This window comes from Bernardetia sp. Wsw4-3y2 (assembly GCF_037126295.1).
Classification (GTDB): domain Bacteria; phylum Bacteroidota; class Bacteroidia; order Cytophagales; family Bernardetiaceae; genus Bernardetia.
This window is the reverse complement of the sequence record NZ_CP147017.1, coordinates 2,805,670-2,823,263: the sequence shown is the minus strand read 5'-3', so window position 1 is coordinate 2,823,263 and position 17,594 is coordinate 2,805,670. Positions and strand designations below refer to the sequence as shown.

Annotated in this window: 12 protein-coding genes; 5 read left to right on the top strand and 7 right to left on the bottom strand. The window is 31.0% G+C overall.

The window, feature by feature from the left end; translation table 11 throughout:
• Positions 1-23: 23 nt before the first annotated feature.
• Together V9L05_RS11480 and V9L05_RS11475 are read right to left on the bottom strand one after the other, a co-directional pair.
• Positions 24-3,113 carry a SusC/RagA family TonB-linked outer membrane protein gene (locus V9L05_RS11480; RefSeq protein WP_338812019.1) on the bottom strand — a complete coding sequence of 1,030 codons (3,090 nt, stop codon included), beginning with the start codon at positions 3,111-3,113 and terminating at the stop codon, positions 24-26.
• A gap of 615 nt (positions 3,114-3,728) precedes the next feature.
• Positions 3,729-4,763 carry an ISAs1 family transposase gene (locus V9L05_RS11475; protein WP_338812018.1) on the bottom strand — a complete coding sequence of 345 codons (1,035 nt, stop codon included), beginning with the start codon at positions 4,761-4,763 and terminating at the stop codon, positions 3,729-3,731.
• Between the two features lie 492 nt (positions 4,764-5,255).
• On the opposite strand from V9L05_RS11475, the gene V9L05_RS11470 reads away from it, so the two are divergent.
• Entirely contained in the window at positions 5,256-6,494 is a 1,239-nt protein-coding gene (locus V9L05_RS11470) for a phosphoglycerate kinase (RefSeq protein ID WP_338812016.1), read from the top strand.
• A 167-nt stretch (positions 6,495-6,661) separates the two neighbouring features.
• On the top strand, positions 6,662-7,132 hold the full coding sequence (locus V9L05_RS11465) for an Mpo1-like protein (RefSeq protein ID WP_338793115.1): 471 nt from the start codon (positions 6,662-6,664) through the stop codon (positions 7,130-7,132).
• A gap of 132 nt (positions 7,133-7,264) precedes the next feature.
• On the opposite strand, the gene V9L05_RS11460 is transcribed toward V9L05_RS11465, so the two are convergent.
• The 4 genes from V9L05_RS11460 to V9L05_RS11445 all read right to left on the bottom strand — a co-directional run bounded on the left by V9L05_RS11460 (position 7,265) and on the right by V9L05_RS11445 (position 10,911).
• Positions 7,265-8,386, bottom strand: a complete 1,122-nt coding sequence (locus tag V9L05_RS11460) for a hypothetical protein (protein ID WP_338793116.1) — start codon at positions 8,384-8,386, stop codon at positions 7,265-7,267.
• 158 nt (positions 8,387-8,544) lie between these two features.
• On the bottom strand, positions 8,545-9,660 hold the full coding sequence (locus tag V9L05_RS11455; protein WP_338812015.1) for an SPOR domain-containing protein: 1,116 nt from the start codon (positions 9,658-9,660) through the stop codon (positions 8,545-8,547).
• A gap of 250 nt (positions 9,661-9,910) precedes the next feature.
• Positions 9,911-10,339, bottom strand: coding sequence for a hypothetical protein (locus V9L05_RS11450; RefSeq protein ID WP_338812014.1), 429 nt, complete (start codon positions 10,337-10,339; stop codon positions 9,911-9,913).
• Between the two features lie 32 nt (positions 10,340-10,371).
• Positions 10,372-10,911: an acyl-CoA thioesterase gene (locus V9L05_RS11445; RefSeq protein WP_338812013.1), complete on the bottom strand. Its 540-nt coding sequence runs from the start codon at positions 10,909-10,911 to the stop codon at positions 10,372-10,374.
• Between the two features lie 270 nt (positions 10,912-11,181).
• Between V9L05_RS11445 and V9L05_RS11440 the strand changes: the two genes are divergently transcribed.
• A complete protein-coding gene (locus tag V9L05_RS11440; RefSeq protein WP_338812012.1) occupies positions 11,182-12,849 on the top strand; it encodes a hypothetical protein in 1,668 nt (555 codons plus the stop codon).
• Positions 12,850-12,898: 49 nt separating this feature from the next.
• On the opposite strand, the gene guaB is transcribed toward V9L05_RS11440, so the two are convergent.
• The gene (gene guaB, locus V9L05_RS11435; protein ID WP_338815421.1) at positions 12,899-14,344 is read right to left on the bottom strand and encodes an IMP dehydrogenase; all 1,446 of its coding nucleotides are present in this window, start codon (positions 14,342-14,344) and stop codon (positions 12,899-12,901) included.
• 428 nt (positions 14,345-14,772) lie between these two features.
• On the opposite strand from guaB, the gene V9L05_RS11430 reads away from it, so the two are divergent.
• Positions 14,773-15,681 carry a permease-like cell division protein FtsX gene (locus V9L05_RS11430; protein ID WP_338812011.1) on the top strand — a complete coding sequence of 303 codons (909 nt, stop codon included), beginning with the start codon at positions 14,773-14,775 and terminating at the stop codon, positions 15,679-15,681.
• 204 nt (positions 15,682-15,885) lie between these two features.
• Positions 15,886-17,592, top strand: coding sequence for a hypothetical protein (locus V9L05_RS11425; RefSeq protein ID WP_338812010.1), 1,707 nt, complete (start codon positions 15,886-15,888; stop codon positions 17,590-17,592).
• Positions 17,593-17,594 lie beyond the last annotated feature (2 nt).

The following is a 17,594-nucleotide window of genomic DNA, read 5'->3' as shown; positions in this document are numbered from 1 at the left end:
TTTTATATTTCTGGTTTAGAAGTTTAAAGAGCTACACGTAAGTTAACACCTAGACTTTTTGTACTAGGAATGCTTCCATATTCATATCCCATTATATTAGAAACTGTACCAATAGTAGCTAATTCAGGATCTACATGTTTAGATTCTGATTGCATCCAAAGATTACGTCCTACAATAGCTACAGAAATAGCTTTAAATGGAGTACGACTTACTACAGATTTTGGTAAACTATAGCCTAAACGTAGTTCTCTTAATTTAATAAAACTAGCATCTAAAAGAGTAGCACGAAGATCAAATATTCTATCTTCCCAATACTGTTCAGCTGTTATCTCTATATCATTAGGAAGAAATGTTCCATCACCGTTATCTATTACACCATCTAAAACGAATGGTGTTTCACGATTTGCTAAAGTTTCTTCTACTTGTCCTGCATAACGCAATACGCTTGTAGTTAAAGACCTAAATTTACCACCTTGGCGTATATCAAATAAGAAACTTAATTGAAATCCTTTAAAGTTAAATTCATTTTGGAAACCTAACATAAAATCAGGATTTGTATTACCTTGTATAGTAGACTCTGAAGAAACAGCAGGAAGTCCTGTATTAGGATTAATAATTGCTCTTCCATCATCTGTTCTGGCATAATCAGGACCAAACCAACTACCAAATGCTTCACCTACTCTCAATACTTGACCACCACCTAAACTAAGATCTGTATCATTGTATGTTTTTAATACTTCATTTCGATTACGAGTATAATTTAACATTGTATTCCAAGAAAAGCCAGACGCAGTACGTATAGGTGTACCAGTAATAGCAAGTTCGATACCTCTATTGCGAATATCACCAGCATTTAATGTTAGAGTAGAATAACCTGTTGATTCAGGAATAGTAACATTAATTATTTGATCACGACTGTTTGCATTATAGTAAGTTAAATCTACTCCAAGTCTATTGTCTAAGAAACGTAAATCTAAACCAAACTCATAAGAAGTTGTAATTTCAGGACTTAATGTTGGATTACCAATAGATGAACCTACTGTAAATCCAGGTGTTCCATTAAAAGGAAAATTAATATCATTATTAGCTGGGAAATTATCAATTACAGGACGAGAATAGGTAGATGCTAATTGATATGGGGTAGCATCACGACCTGCTTGTCCCCAACTTGCTCTTACTTTACCAAAAGAAAGAATTTCATCATTCAAATCAAATGCATCTGAAAATACAAAACTAGAAGATATAGATGGATAGAAGAATGAATTATTATCTTTAGGTAATGTAGAAGACCAGTCATTACGAGCACTTACTGTAAGGAATAGATAATTACGATAGCTTAAATCAACAGTAGTAAAAATACCATATAGACGATACTCAGTTAGAGTATTACTTCTATCTGTTATATTTTCCAAATTAGAGGCAGAGTAAAAATCTGGAGTAATTAAACCAGTGCCATCAAAGAATAACCTTTTTGTACGATTGTCAATAGAGTTATTTCCAATAATTGCTGTAAGATTTATGTCTTCAGAAAGCTTACGATTAATAGTCAATAATAAATCTGTATTTATATTACGAACATTATAATTGTCTTCATAAAAACCACCAGAAGCTCTATCATCAGAACCTACTGCATATAATTGGCGACGTGAGTCACTATATACATCAGCTCCTAAACGTGCTGTAAAAGTTAACCAACTCAATATATCATATCCAGCCTCTACATTACCTATCAAGCGATTACGATCTTGAGAAAATGTATTTTCTTCTAATGCAAAGTAAGGATTATCAAAATAGTTTATCCATTTACGTTGAATATTTAGAGGATCTTGTGTTCCTTCTGAATTACGATAATCCTTTAATTCATTCCAATCTAGAGTACGAGGTGCCCACATAAACATAATAGGAATAGATGCTCCTCCTTGACCTTGTACACCCAAGTTGTCAGAATTGCTACGTACATAAGATGCTGAAGATCTTACAGTTAATTTAGGTGCTAATTTACCTCCTGCATTAAAAGTAAAAGTATTTCTAGTTAAATCAGTATTAGGTAAAATACCTGTTTGTGTAAAGTTTGTATAACCTAAACGGTAGTCAATATCTTGTCCACTACCAGCTATAGAAATACTATTTACCCAGTTTTCTCCTGTTTCATAGAAATCTTTAATATTATCTGGTCTAGCTACTAAATCAACTACATCACCTTTCCAATCTGTCACTCCTTTTGAGTCAGCAGAGCCAATTCGTGGTCCCCAACTCGCATCAATGATTTCATATTGACCATTAAGACCTTGAGCATACTCATTTTGATATTGAGGAAGGAGTAAAGGACTAGAAAATGTAGCTGAAGAGTTAAATTCTACAGAAAGTTTTTTACCTGTTCCTTTTTTAGTAGTAATTATAATTACGCCATTTGCAGCACGAGATCCATATAAGGCTGTAGCTGAAGGTCCTTTAAGAACAGACATTGACTCTATATCATTAGGATTAATGTCAATAGCTGCATTACCTACAGCAGCACCATCTCTAGTATTAGTAGTTCCTCTAAAAGTACTATTATTTATAGGAATACCATCTATAACATATAAAGGTTGGTTGTTTCCATTAACAGATGACATTCCACGAATAATAACATTAGTAGGTCCACCAACTGTTCCTGAAGTATTTATTACCTGAACACCTGCTAGTTTACCACTCATATTATTAAGAGCATTTCCATCTGGAGCTTTGATTAATTCTGAACCACTAATGTCTTGTACAGCATACCCCAAAGCTTTTTTCTCTTTTGCGATGCCTATTGCTGTAATTATGACTTCGCCTAAAATATCTTCAGCTAGTGTTACATCAATAGTTGTGCGATTATCTATTGTTTCCTCTTTCGTAGTATATCCTACAAAGCGAAAAACAAGTATTTCACTTCCTTCAGGTACAGTAATAGAGTATTTACCCTCTAAATCGGTAGTTGTACCTGTATTTGTTCCTTTTACCTGTACAGTTGCACCAGGTAAACCACCTTGAACGGCGTCTATTACTGTACCAGTAATTGTTCGCTGTGCCCATGCTGAACCAACCAGCATAAGACTCATTAGCGCACTTAGTAATAATTTTCTCTTCATGAGATTAGTGAATTTTAATTTAAATAAATAATCAATTTTAAATATTCGGAAGGTCGATTGTTTGATTACAAGATTGTTTAACAGAATATAAATAAACTATTAAATTATTGTTACTGAAAAAAGCACTCTTAAATTGTCAAAAAAAGCACAATTTCCATAAAGATAATTTTATCAAAAAAGCTTATTTAAGCCTTATACAAATAATTAATTGGTCATTAAATCAATACACCAAATAAAAAAATGAGTAAGGCTTTACATACAGCTTTCTATTTTTTTATAAAAGTATATCATATCTCTTAATAATCCAAAACAAATACTAATAAATTATTAATTATCATAGCTAATTTATAATGAATTTAAAATATATAGTTGATAGTAATACTTTTACAGTATAATAAAACACATATTTTAATTCCATTTTATACAATTTACATGTTGATTTAAAACCTTTCATTTACTAAGAGATGAAAATTGACATTCTTTTTTAAACTTAATATTGGGCAATAATGAATTTACATTTCAGGTAAAATACCTAAAATTAATATACATGGATTTGGTGGTTATTAAATAGCTTTTAGAATAAAAATACTACTCATATATAAATCCAGGGCATGTTCATAAAAATCTTTTATGTTCAAAGAGGTGATATACATTTCGTTCTTTGTAGGCTAATTCTTCTCTGAGTACTGTGAGATTTTCTACTTTTTGCACTTCCAATAGGTTTGTAGCTAGTGTTATACAAACAGCTATAAACCTACTTTGGTTTTCATTTCTAGTTATCAAATTGTCTTCTCCCATTTGTTTATCTCTTGTATTATGATGTACTTCTATTGCCCAATGCTCTCTTATAGCCATAAATAATTCTAGGAAATTAATTTGGTTGAGAGGTAAATTGGTTACCCAGTAACTTTTTTCTTTACTTTTTTTCTGTGTTTTTGTGATTTTTCTTTCTCTTTCTACTACTATCAGGATTTTGACTTTCGTTTCTTTCCAACGTTTGGGTAATGATTCTGTATTCATTTCATATCCAAAACCGATTCGTATTTCTTCTCTTCCATGCGCTTTTTGGTAGGCTTCTTTTTTATAAGAAGTAGTTAAATTATCGTCAATATGTTTACAATCTTCTAAAAGAAGTTTTTGATTTGCCTTTACTTGCATCAAATAAATACCTCCTTTTTTTGCTATTAAAGCAGGTAATTCACTACTCAAATGAAGAGCATCTAACGTATATTTACCTAATAAGTAATCGTAGGAGTTAAAATAATGAGATACAACAGTCTTTTCCGAGTCTTTACTTCCATTGTACCACCCTACAATACTACTTTGTTTAGTTGAATGAGAAGTACGAGAAACTACATTTTGACCTCGTTTTTCTCCTGCTACATCATCAATACTACCACGAAGTTCTTTTCCATCTATGGCGTACCATTCCAAAGCATCTTTATAAATATATTGATGAAAGAAGGTTTCATTAATTGCATTAAAACCTTGATAATCAACTTTTTTTAGAATACGTTGAAGTTGAGTATAAGAAATACACGAAGAAACTTCTATATCTAAATCTTGAGCTACTTCTTTATAAGAACGGCACATAGAACGATGAATATAGGCGACTGTCAGTTTTTTATCAGAGCGTAAAATACAAAGCATAAACAGAACAATGACAAATGCTAAAGAATGCTGTTTTCCACGGTTATCTCGGTGGTCTAAAAGACAAGTTTGTACTTCTTGATAATACTTTGTAAATTCGTTTTTTGGGGAGTATGCATAGTTTTATATTTTGTAGGTTAGAATTACAAAAATAGAAAATTTAGCAAACGCCCCTTTTTTTTGGACATTATTTTTTATGAACATGCCCTGTATATAAATCCTACTTGAATGTAAGTTAAAAAATAAGCATAACTAAGTTTAGAAGTTACGCACTCTAAACTCACATAACATTCTAATTAGCTAATAATCAATTGTTTAGAAAAACTTATTTTTTTTAGCAAAAATTTAAAATATAGAACTCAAAACAAATTATAAGTCGCTAAAAATCAATCATTTAAAAATAACGTAATATTTAGGTGCGTAACTCCTATAATTTAATTTCGTAATTTTGAACTTTAGTTATTTCTAACTCTTCAACTTTTTATTTATTCTATGATTTACTTAGATAATTATTCATTTGCTGACAAAACAGCTCTAGTTCGTGTAGATTTTAATGTTCCTTTAAAAGATGAAAATGGTAATTTTATAATTACAGATGACACTCGTTTAAAGGCTGCTTTGCCTACTCTCAAAAAAATACTAAAAGATGGAGGCAAAATTGTTTTGATGTCGCATTTGGGCAGACCCAAAAATGAAGGAGAAACACAAGAAGAAGGAAAAGGAGAAAATAAATTTTCTTTGAAACATATTGTAAAATACTTGAAAGAACATCTGAAGACAGAGGTAAAATTTGTAGAAGATATTACAAGTGATAAAGCCTTAGAAGAATCTAAAGAACTCAAAAAAGGTGAAGTTCTTTTATTAGAAAATGTCCGTTTTTATAAAGCAGAAACCAAAACAGAAAACGATAATCATACAGAATTTGCTAAAAAATTGGCTCTTTATGGAGATGTATATGTCAATGATGCCTTCGGAACAGCACACAGAAAACATGCCTCAACAGCAACAGTAGCTGATTTTTTTGATAAAAAAGATAGAGTTTGTGGCTATGTAATGCAACAAGAGCTAGAAAATGCCAAGAAAGTATTAGGAAATCCAGAACGCCCTTTTGTGGCAATTATGGGAGGTGCAAAAATTTCTGATAAAATAATGGTTATTGAGAAATTATTAGACAAGGTAGATGCTCTTATTATAGGAGGTGGAATGGCATATACGTTTTTTAAAGCAGAAGGAGGAAAAATTGGAAGTTCGTTAGTAGAAGAGGATAAATTAGAATTGGCTAGTGAACTTTTAAAGAAGGCAAAAGAGAAAAATGTAAAAATTTATTTACCAAAAGATTCTGTTGCAGCCGATAAATTTGATAATAATGCCAATACAAAACTTGTAAATAACAATGAAATACCAGATGGATTTATGGGATTAGATATTGGAAAAGAAGCACAAGAAGAGTTTTCTAATGTGTTGAGAAATGCAAAAACAATCATGTGGAATGGTCCAATGGGAGTTTTTGAGATGTCAAATTTTGCAACAGGAACTAAGAAAATTGCTGAAGCTGTAGTGCAAGCAACAGAAAATGGAGCATATTCACTTATTGGAGGAGGAGATTCGGCAGCAGCTATCAACCAAATGAATGCAGGAGATAAAGTTTCTTATGTTTCGACAGGTGGTGGTGCACTTTTAGAATATTTGGAAGGAAAAGAATTACCAGGAGTAACAGCTTTAGAAGGATAATTTTTTAGTTATTATTGACTTAACCCTAAGAGATTTAAATTGAGATTTAAATTTCTTAGGGTTTTTTAGTAGATAGAATTTTTCTATTTGATTTAGCTTTTTATTATATTGAGATAAAATTATTCTACTCTACAAATACACATACAAACAATATACTTATGAGGACTATGCAACAATGGCTTGATAAATATGGAGAAAGCCATCAAAATCACACCAATAAAATGATTCATTGGATTTGTGTGCCTACTATTTTTTTTAGTGTGTTAGGACTTCTTTGGAGCATTCCACATCAATTTTTGATGGATTTATTCCCATTTATGGGGAGTTTTGCTAATTTTGCGACTATTTTTTGTATTGCTTGTTCTATTTTTTATTTGCGTCTGTCTTTTCCTATTTTTTTAGGAATGATTGGAATAGCTATTGTTTATCTCTCAATTTGTAATTGGATTTATACTACTCCTAATCTCTCTCTTTGGGTGGTCTCACTAACTATTTTCGTGGTAGCTTGGATAGGGCAATTTATTGGACATAAAATTGAAGGCGAAAAACCTTCTTTTATCGATGATTTGAAATTCCTTTTGATTGGTCCTGCTTGGTTACTTTCTTTTGTTTTTCGTAATTTGGGAATAAAATATTAACTTATCAGTAGTCAGACATAATCAACAAATATTTTTTGTTACTCTACACATATAAAGTGCTGCTATATCCAAATAAAAAAAGCTATACAATTTCTCGTATAGCTTTTCTAGTTCTTAGCTTATTTTATTCTATCAATTTTTATCTAAAGGAATCACTTTACCAGGTTGTTGTCTATCTACAACTCCTTTTTCTACAAGCATGTGTTGTATTTGTTCGGCTTTCTTTTTACTCCAATAATTTCCGTACAAAATTTTGAATGTAAAATCAGGACCATAATGATCAACTTTTATGTAAGCTTCTCTATATCCTTCTTCGATAAGCATTTCACAAAACTCTTGCGCTCCTTCTTGTTCTGGAAAATCTGTTAGATGAATTACCCAACGCCGTTTATCTATCCTATGTCCTTTGTGGTCATACATAAAATCATTTTTGGGGTCAAAGGGTTGATAAGGAGGATAGAAAGTAGCAATTTCTAATACTTTATTATCTTTTTTGAATGGCATAAACCAATCATATTGCAAGACAGAAAATTCTTGTATATCTTCATCCACAGGTTTTACATACAAATAATAGGGATTTCCATCTTCTTCTTTTTCCATTCTTGCAAGGTCTCCATTTACTGTTGGCGTGTAAACAGTTATAAGAATATTCGAACGACGATCATCTTCTGGTGATTCTACAAAACTCTCAGGCATTTTTGGCAGAGCTGTAAGAACATCCATTTTTCCATCAAAGTTAAAATCACCAAATGATTCTATTCCTGGCAAAATACTATTAAAAGCATAAGCTACTACCTTATTGGGGTCAGTAATATCAAATAGATTATAACATTTGAAACGACAACCTTTGGTCATACATTCCTCACTCAAAGTATAAAAACAAAGATATTTCCTACCCAAAAAATCAAATTCATATACATCCAAAAAAATACTTAAATATTGAACTAATGAACGCTCAATACTACAATAAAATTTAAAGTGTTGTCCATTTATATAAACTCCTGTTGGAGCTGGATTTATAATTGGATGATACTGAGGTCCATTAAGTACATATAAAGCAATCGGAATACTAGACCCTTGATAATCTGTAAAACTAGTGTCCTTCTTTTCTCTAGGAAGTGAAGGAGTAGGGTGCATTGTAATAGTAACAGGTTCTTGACTAAGTTGTGCTATTTTATAATCTTGTGCCAAAACAGAAGATTTAAGTAGCATAAGTGAACCAATAAATAAAATAAATACGATTATATTTTTCATAAACTGCGTTTTTTCACTTTATTAAATAAGCAGACTTTATAGTATAATTTTAAGGATGTTTTTTTTGTATTCTTATCTTCAAAACGCTAGATTTTAGCAAAAGTTATATTTATTGATAATGAATACTGAGAATTAAATAATAAGTTTAAAAGTTATGTTTAAAACTCTGTCTTCATATTTATTAATTTTCCATTTACTCCTGCTTTCTTTAAGTCTAATTGTAGCTTTTGTATTTTTTCTTTGTTTTGATAATTTCCAGCTAAGACTAAGAAATGCAGATCCCGATTGTATTGATCAATGTAAACAAAAACATCTTCTAAACCTCCCTGCATCAAGTATTCACAATAATCTAAAGCTCCTTCAATTTCATCAAATTCTGCTACTTGGACTGCCCATAAATTCTGAGGAACTCGGTAGCCTTTAGCATCATATAAAAATGGTTCTTTAGGGTCAAATGACACATAAGGAGCATAATAAGGCGTAATAGGAGCAATTTTTCCAGATTGATCTTTCAATGGAATAAACCAATCATTTTGTACGACTTCAAAACCCGAAAACTCTTCGTCTGTTCCTTTAATAAACAAATAATAACTGTTTCCTTCGTGCTTTATATCAACTGCCTTTCCTTCTTTATCAAATGAAAATACAGTAACTAATCCATAAAGTGATTTATCTTCTGTTGGAATTTTGTCTTCTTCAATATTAGGAGGAAGTTGAGAAGCTACACGAATAAAATCCATTACACCATCACTATTATAGTCTCCAAAAGTAAATGTTTCACCATATACACTTGCAAAAGAGTTAGCTGTTACATTATTAGGGTCTGTAATATCATATAAATTGTAACAACGATACAAACAACCTTTATGCAAACAATCTTCTCTAAAACTAAAGAAGCAAAGATATTTTCTTCCCAAATATTCAAATTCATAAATATCTAAAAAGTTAGAAATATTTTTCTGACTTCCTCTTTCAGCATCACAATAAAACCCATATTCTTTTCCATTAATTAAAAGTCCTGTTGGATTAGGATTTAAAATATGATGGTATTGAGGTCCATTAACAAAATAAACCGAAAAGTTTCCATACAAGCCAGAATATACTGTAAGGGTAGTATCTCCTTTTTCATCAAAGCCTGAAGGCAAAGGATGAGACTTTACTTCTACTTGTTCTTGAACGAGCATAGGAAAAGTATAAATAGCTTGTGCTTTACTGTTTTGATGAAAAGCCAAAACAGTTAAAGCAAAGAGTAATAATAGAATATTTTTTTTCATAATTAAAGAATATTTTGAAAATGATTAGCAAAAATCAAATTATAATCAGAGTGAAGTATTTTAAGATAGTATTTTACAGATAATATAGAAAAGTTTAAAAAATGGAATTAAAGAAGCTATTTTGATTTCTCTAATCAAAGGTATATATCCAAAATACGAACCAAAAATGTTATTTGTATCTTTCTAGATTTGTTTAAGGTTCAATTTAACTAAAAATATAAAAAATAGGAAACATATTATTGATTGCCTTCTATTTCTTTACTCTCCATTTTTTTGCTTTGTTATTTAATTCCTCAATATGATGATATGTACTATGCAAGTTATTTAACTGTGCTAATAGTTGTTGGTCAGTCATTTTTTTCTCTTGCACTAAAGTATGCAAATCTTTACTTTGTTTCACTAATTTTTGTAAGGTATTTTGAAGTTCAGTTTTCAACTTTTGAGTTTCATTTTTCTCAAAATAAGCTGGTAATTTAGAATTTAAAAGATTTTCAGCAGCTTCTACAAGCTCATCAGAATCATTTTTGACAGGCTCAAAATCTCCATCTTCAGCAGGATGAAAAGTAAGTGCAATGGCTTGATGAAAAACTTCTAGCTCTTCCCAAACATCTATTTGAACAAAGGAACTAAAAGCTATAAAAACAAAAACCAAAGCAAGGGATGAAAATAAATATTTCATGTTTTTAAATAATTTGAGATAAAAAATATATACTAAACACTTGTCTTATTTTGTTTTTGACTTTTGTAAAAAGTAGTCAATTCTTTTACACGCTCATCAAAAGTAGTTTCTTCAAGATTGAATTCATTTAGAATTACTTTTGAGAAAAATTCTTTAATGTTTTCTGTGTGATTTGTTCTTCGTCCGTTAGTAAGATTAATAAAAACAAGTTTCATCCAAAGAAGTGATTTTAATTGCGTTTCGTCTTTGTTAAGCATTCGACATTCAATCATCAAATTTGAGTCGTCAAAAAATGCTGTTGCTGTTCGGATTACTATTTCTTCTCCATACACTGCTGAGCGCAAGTACGCCAATTCTTGCTTCTGAACAACCCATCCCTTTTTCTCTTCATTTATAAAGTCTACCAATCTCCATCCATAATCATACGTAACTTGATTATCTCTTCCATCAAGAAAATAATCTAAATATCTGCCATTGTTAAGATGCCCATAAGGGTCGCAATCTTGAAAACGAACCAGCATTTCTGTTTTTGATAATGGATTTATTTTGTGTTTGGGCTGAGGAAGTTGCATAACTTAATGTCAATTATAGATTACGAATTAAAAATTACGAATATAGCTCATTAACTATAATGCCTTTATAGTTTAATGATAGTCTTTTAATTAATATTTTTTCTAACTAATTAAAATAATTTATAGGTTTACAAAACTACCTAATTTTGATTGAAAATTTATGTTTAAAATTCTAAAAATTAAATTGTTACTTTTGATATAAAAATGGATTCTATGTAAGAATTAATAAAAATGCAAAGTCATTTTTTCATTTATAATTAAAGGGTAAGTATGCAAAATCAGTCTAATTTGTTCAAAATCAATTATTTTCTTTTCTTTTTTATATTACTTGTCAGTTGCAAAAGTTCTCAACATGATAAAAACGCACACAAAGTAACTAAAGAATTTGATACACAATATAGTAATAGTCAATATGAATTTTCTTATATAACATGGGGTACTTTTGAAACTATAACTAGTTGGGATAGTGTCAAAAAATATATGCCAAAAAAAGATAGAAAGCGTTTTTCTAAAAATATGTTTCTGACAGGTGCAGACTTTCCTCTCTTGAAATTTAGTCCTACGAAGCATTACATTTTTGTATATCCAATTACAAAAAAGAATAAAAATCAAGTACTAGAAAGATTAGATTCTGCAAATAAAATTTTTGAAAAAATTTATAAACATCCTACCAAAAACTATTTTATTCATTTCTATGCTCATGATAATACAAAGCTAGAAAATTATAGTGCTGAAGTTTTTACTCAAGGGTATAGAAGCTCATTTGACTCTGTAAAAGTAGGTAAAGACTACAAAGTAGCAGCACCAGAAAATCCTTTTTCTATAGCTAATGAAGCATTTTCAACTCAAAAAGATTCGACTGGAAATTATGTTTTACCTCTTTTAAAATTAGATTATTATAGTGAAAATTATCAAACTGAAAGAGAAAAAGCTAATTTTACTCAAACATCAGCTACTTATCATTCCTTTATTCATCGTTCTGAAAAACTACCTTTATTTTGGAAAGAGTATAGAAATTTGACCTATTTCAAAAAAATAGAAGAAGATACTTTACCTTCTTTTCTAGTAAATGACGAAAAAGCAATCGATTTTCTTGTAGAAAAAGCTAGTCAAAATCAAGTTGTTATGCTCAATGAAGTGCATTTTGATCCTCAACATCGTTTGTTAGTTAATCATTTATTAGAAAAATTATACAAACAAGGATTTCGTTTTTTAGCTTTAGAAGCACTCGGAAAACACGACGAAGAAATAAATAAGAGAGGATTTATAATTCAGAAATCTGGATTTTATACACGAGAACCAGCTATGGCAGATTTGATTCGTCAGGCTCACAATCTAGGATTTTATATTTTTGGTTATGATGATTATGGAAAAGATAGAGAAAAGAAACAAGCAGCAACTATTTTTGATAAAACAATAGCCAAAGATAGAGATGCAAAAGTGATTGTTTTTGCAGGTTTTGGTCATATTAGTGAGAAAAAAGCCAAAACAGACAAGCAACGAAATATGATGGCAGTTGAGTTTGAACTTCTATCAGGCATCAATCCTCTTACGATAGACCAAGTAGAATATATGAATAAGGCAAATAATTGGTTATCTATTATTGATACTGCTTTTGACAATGGATTTATTGAAGTTGATATTAAAATTGCAAACTCATTCTATAATTTCCCTCAAGAAAGAAAAGAAATAAAGTACACTTTTTCGGATAGCATAAAAACAGAATTAAATATTGAAAGAACAGAGTACAAAGGAAGTCTAAAAGTCTATAATTTGGAAGAATGGAAAATTACCAAACAAGCTGTTCCTTTTCAAGTTTTGGCTATCAAAGATGAAAATTTTGTAAATCTATTTCTGAATCCTAATCAAGAGTACCATTTAGAAATTTCTGACCCACAAGGAGGAGTAATCTTTGAAGAAAATTTGAAAGCAGAATAAAAAATAGTAGTAACTGGTTCAAGTGTCGAAACTTGAACCAGTTATGAAATTAGTTTCTACTATAATTCGGAGCTTCACGAGTTATCATTACGTCATGTGGATGACTTTCTCTCATTCCTGCATTGGTAATTTTGACAAACTGTGCTTTTTGCAAATCTTCAATAGAAGCTGCACCACAATATCCCATTCCAGCTTTAAGTCCACCAACAAGTTGATAAATTACTTCAGCAGCTTTTCCTTTATAGGCAACTCTTCCAGTGATTCCTTCTGGAACAAGTTTTTTAATATCATCTTCTGTATCTTGGAAATAACGGTCTTTTGAGCCGTCTTCCATTGCTTCTATCGAACCCATTCCACGATAATATTTGAATTTTCTTCCTTCATAAATTATCATTTCCCCAGGTGCTTCGTCTGTTCCTGCCAAAAGTGAACCTATCATAATACAAGATGCACCTGCTGCAATAGCTTTGACTAAATCTCCTGAAAAACGTACTCCTCCATCTGCAATAATTGGAACTCCTGTTCCTTTTACAGCCTCAGCAGCTTCAAAAACAGCCGATAATTGAGGCATTCCTACTCCTGCAATAATTCTAGTTGTACAGATACTTCCAGGTCCTACACCTACTTTTACAGCATCTGCACCAGCATCTGCAAGGGCTTTTGCGCCTGCACCTGTGGCTACATTTCCTACAATAACTTGAAGTTTTGGATAAGTAGATTTTACCTTTTTGAGCATTTCTATAACACCTTTTGAGTGTCCGTGAGCTGTATCAATCGTGATAACATCAACAGCAGACTTTACAAGTGCAGCAACTCTTTCTAAAGTATCGCCAGTAACACCCACGGCAGCACCTACACGCAAGCGACCACGTTCGTCTTTACATGCATTTGGTCTATCACTATTTTTGAGAATATCTTTGTAGGTAATAAGTCCTACAAGATTGTTTTCATCATCAATAATTAATAGCTTTTCTATTTTATTTGCATCTAAAATTGATTCTGCTTGTTGCAAATCAACACCTTCTTTTGCTGTAATCAGATTTTTAGAGGTCATTATATCTGAAACAGGAAGCGAAAGGTTTTTCTGAAAACGCAAATCTCTATTTGTAAGGATGCCAATCAATTTTTTGTTTTCATCAATAACAGGGATTCCACCAATTTTGAATTCTTTCATCAAGCGATTTGCATCAGCAAGGGTTTGGTTAGGAAAAACAGTTACTGGGTCGGTAATCATTCCACTTTCCGAACGTTTTACTTTTCTTACCTGTTCAGCTTGACGTGCAATGCTCATATTTTTATGAATAAAAGCAATTCCTCCTTCTTGAGCAATAGCAATTGCCATTTCAGCCTCGCTAACCGTATCCATTGCAGCCGAAACAATCGGAACATTCAATGTAATTGTTTTGGTAAGTCTAGTTTTGGTTTGCGTATTTCTTGGAAGAGTTTCAGAGTAAGCAGGTACGAGCAATACGTCATCGTAAGTGAGAGCTTCCATTAAGAATTTGGAAGCAAAAGCATCAGAAAAACTCTGGCTTTGTAAGTTTGGGTGGCTAGTTGTAGCTGCACCGTTTTGGGTTGTGGAATTTTCAGGCATGTGCAAATAATGTAATGTTTCTATTTGCCATACAAAATTAAGGAATTATTTGGATTTACAAGTATTTAGATGAAATATTATTTTACAATTAAAACTACTTAACTAATTCTTAACACTAAGAAATTAGTTGACCTTTTATTTTTTGGTCAAAAACTTGGTTAATAAAATAATTGAAAGTAAAAATAAACTATTGATAAAGCATTAACTAGATTCATTATCCATCTTATGATTTTAAATTTGACAAAAAATGAATTACTTTTTAGTATTTTTGTAAAAGGAATATTTGAACCAAATTAATTACTAATCATTGAACATTAATCACTAAAAAATTGCAATTTCCTTCTATCAACCGTCCTTTTTCCAAAAAACGTATTGGCTCTTATCCATATATAGGTGTACTGGTTAATATTACGTTGGCACTTTTTATTACTGGACTTTTGGGTTTAATTCTGATTTATACCTATCAATTTTCTATCAGAACTAAAGAAAACGTTGAAGTTGAAGTGTATTTGCGTAGGGATGTAAATGAAAATCAGCGTTTGAGTATTCAGAAAAAACTTACCCAATTAGATTTTGTCTTAAAAGATGAAAAAGGAACACCTCGCATTCGTTTTATGGCAAGTGAAGAAGCAGCTAAAATGATGCGTCAAGAAGCAGGAGTAGAATTTGAAGAGTTTTTGGTAGGAGAAAATCGTTTGCCTGATGCCTATTATATCAATGTAGAAGAATCGTATTATCAGAAGGACAAAATGGCTCTGTTAAAAGCACAAATTGAAAGTATAGAAGGCGTTTATGAAGTAGATTTTAAAGATAAATACATCGAAGAAATCACCAAAAATCTCCAAACGATTAGTTATATTTTCTTTGCTTTTGCACTTGTTTTCTTTGTTGCTGCTATTATTTTGATTGATAGTGGTGTTCGTTTGGCTCTTTTTTCACAGCGTTTTCTGATTCGTAGTATGCAACTTGTTGGAGCAACACCCTTTTTTATCAAAAAACCTTTTCTTCGTCGTGCTTTTATTCACGGAATAATTGGGGGAATAATCGCTTATATTTTGGTACTTATTCTTGCTAAAGGTTTTGCTTTATGGATTCCAGAACTTAATGCTTTTGATTATATGGGTTCTATTCTTGGTCTTGGCTTCATAATTTTAGTTTTAGGAATAAGTATAAATACAATTAGTGCTTACATTGCTGTGAGCAAATATTTGTATATGCGATTGGATGATTTGTATTAAAAATTTCAACAAACTAAGAAGTCTGTGATACATTGCAACTAGAACCAATTTATTTTCGTTTAGACAAACAACTAGAGAAACGAATAGATTGTAAAAACACCAAATTTCAGAATTTTCTTTTATTTCTCTATCTTGTAAATGCCCTTCAATAGGGCTTGTTTTAAATTTAGACGAATAATTAGCTACGCTGAACTACGTTTGACAATGAAAAAATATATTCCTTTCTTTCTTATTTTTTGCTTTTACTTTTTAGTTAATCTTTCAGTAATTGCACAAACAGCTTCTATACCTCATTCTTTGGATGAAGCAATTTCACTTTTCAATGCAGGAAATCATAGTGAGGCTAAAACACTATTACGCCAAAATTTAGAGTACGACCCAGAGGATTCAGATTCTCGTTCTGTCTTGGGAAAAATGAATTATCATTTAGGCGAATGGCAAAGTGCAATTGATATTTGGAGCGAAGGATTGAATGGAAAACCCTCTGATTATGTTTTTCACATGAATATCGGAAATGTTTTTTATGAAAAAGCAGAGCAAAATGCACCTTCTATTTATTTGACAACCTATTCAGAAGAAGATATAAAAGAAAAACCAACACTCTACGAACAAGATTTTCTAGAAAATACTTCTACTTCCTTTCTAAAATATTGGCAGAAAGGAATTAATGCCTATCAAGCTGCCTACGAAATTTATCCTTATGAAGAATATGTTTTAGAAAGATTAGTTGACCTCTATGAAATGAATAGGGAGTTTGATAATTCATTTTTATATTACAAGCAACTAGCAGAGCTTTACCCAGAAAATAGTTATTACCTCACAAATGCTGCTATTTATCAAGCTAAAATAAAGACATCCAGTCAAAAAGAACAAGATTCTTTGGAAAGTTTAGTGATTGAAAGGCTGAATTATTCTTTAGAAGTTGATGCTCACAATCCTGATACATACAGAGAATTAGCTCGTATTTTAGCAAATAGAGAAAGTTCTGAGAAAGAGAAACAAGAAGAAAATGAAGATAATTCTCAAGAAAAAATAACAGATGAAATTACACCTTCTTTAGAAATTACGCAAAAAGCTAATTTTTATGCTTCAATTCCCAAATATGCACGTTTTGAATTTTCAAATGAAAAAGCGTTACTTTTAGATAGGTTATTAACAAAAAGTTATAGTCAGAAAAAAAATTGGTCTATGCTAATAGATTCCTTGACAAACTCTATTTCTGAAAAAGATTTTATCACTCAAAATTTATTAATTACTGTTTTGGCTGCTGATGCTTCTGACTCTGAACTATTGCGTACTTTTAATAATTACTATTCCTTAGCAAGAGAACGAAAAAATATCATTAATTCACTTGCAAGCACAAATAATGGTCAATGGCTTTTGGTTCAACTCTTAGGAGAAACTAAAGAAATCAATTTAACACGAGAAGTAACCACTACTTTAGTTAGAAAAAAATCGCCTAATATGCATGATGTTTTGATTGGTTTATTAGAATATGATTATTTACCAGAATCAATGGATATTGCAAAAAACTTATCAAAACTAAATGATGAAAGAAGTAGAACAGCACTTATAAAAGAACTTTATTTGCCTCTTCCAAAAACGTCTGAAAAATGGAAAAATAAAACCTATTATGCACTACAAGTTCGCCAAATGCGTGCTATTATAGCACTTTCTTCATTAGAGAAAGATGAGGAAATAAAAAATGAATTACTCAAAGGTTTGGAGCGTCAAGAAGTACGTTTGTTTTGTGCTGTGGCTCTTTACTCTCAAACTAGAGATACAGATTATCTAAAACTTGCCAAAAAATACAAACCTAAAAAAGTTCCTTTTCCAGAACTAGGACAATTTTTGAAGCAGTTTAATAATTCAAAAGCGAACTCTTTGGGGGATAAGTTGATTAAGGGGTAAAC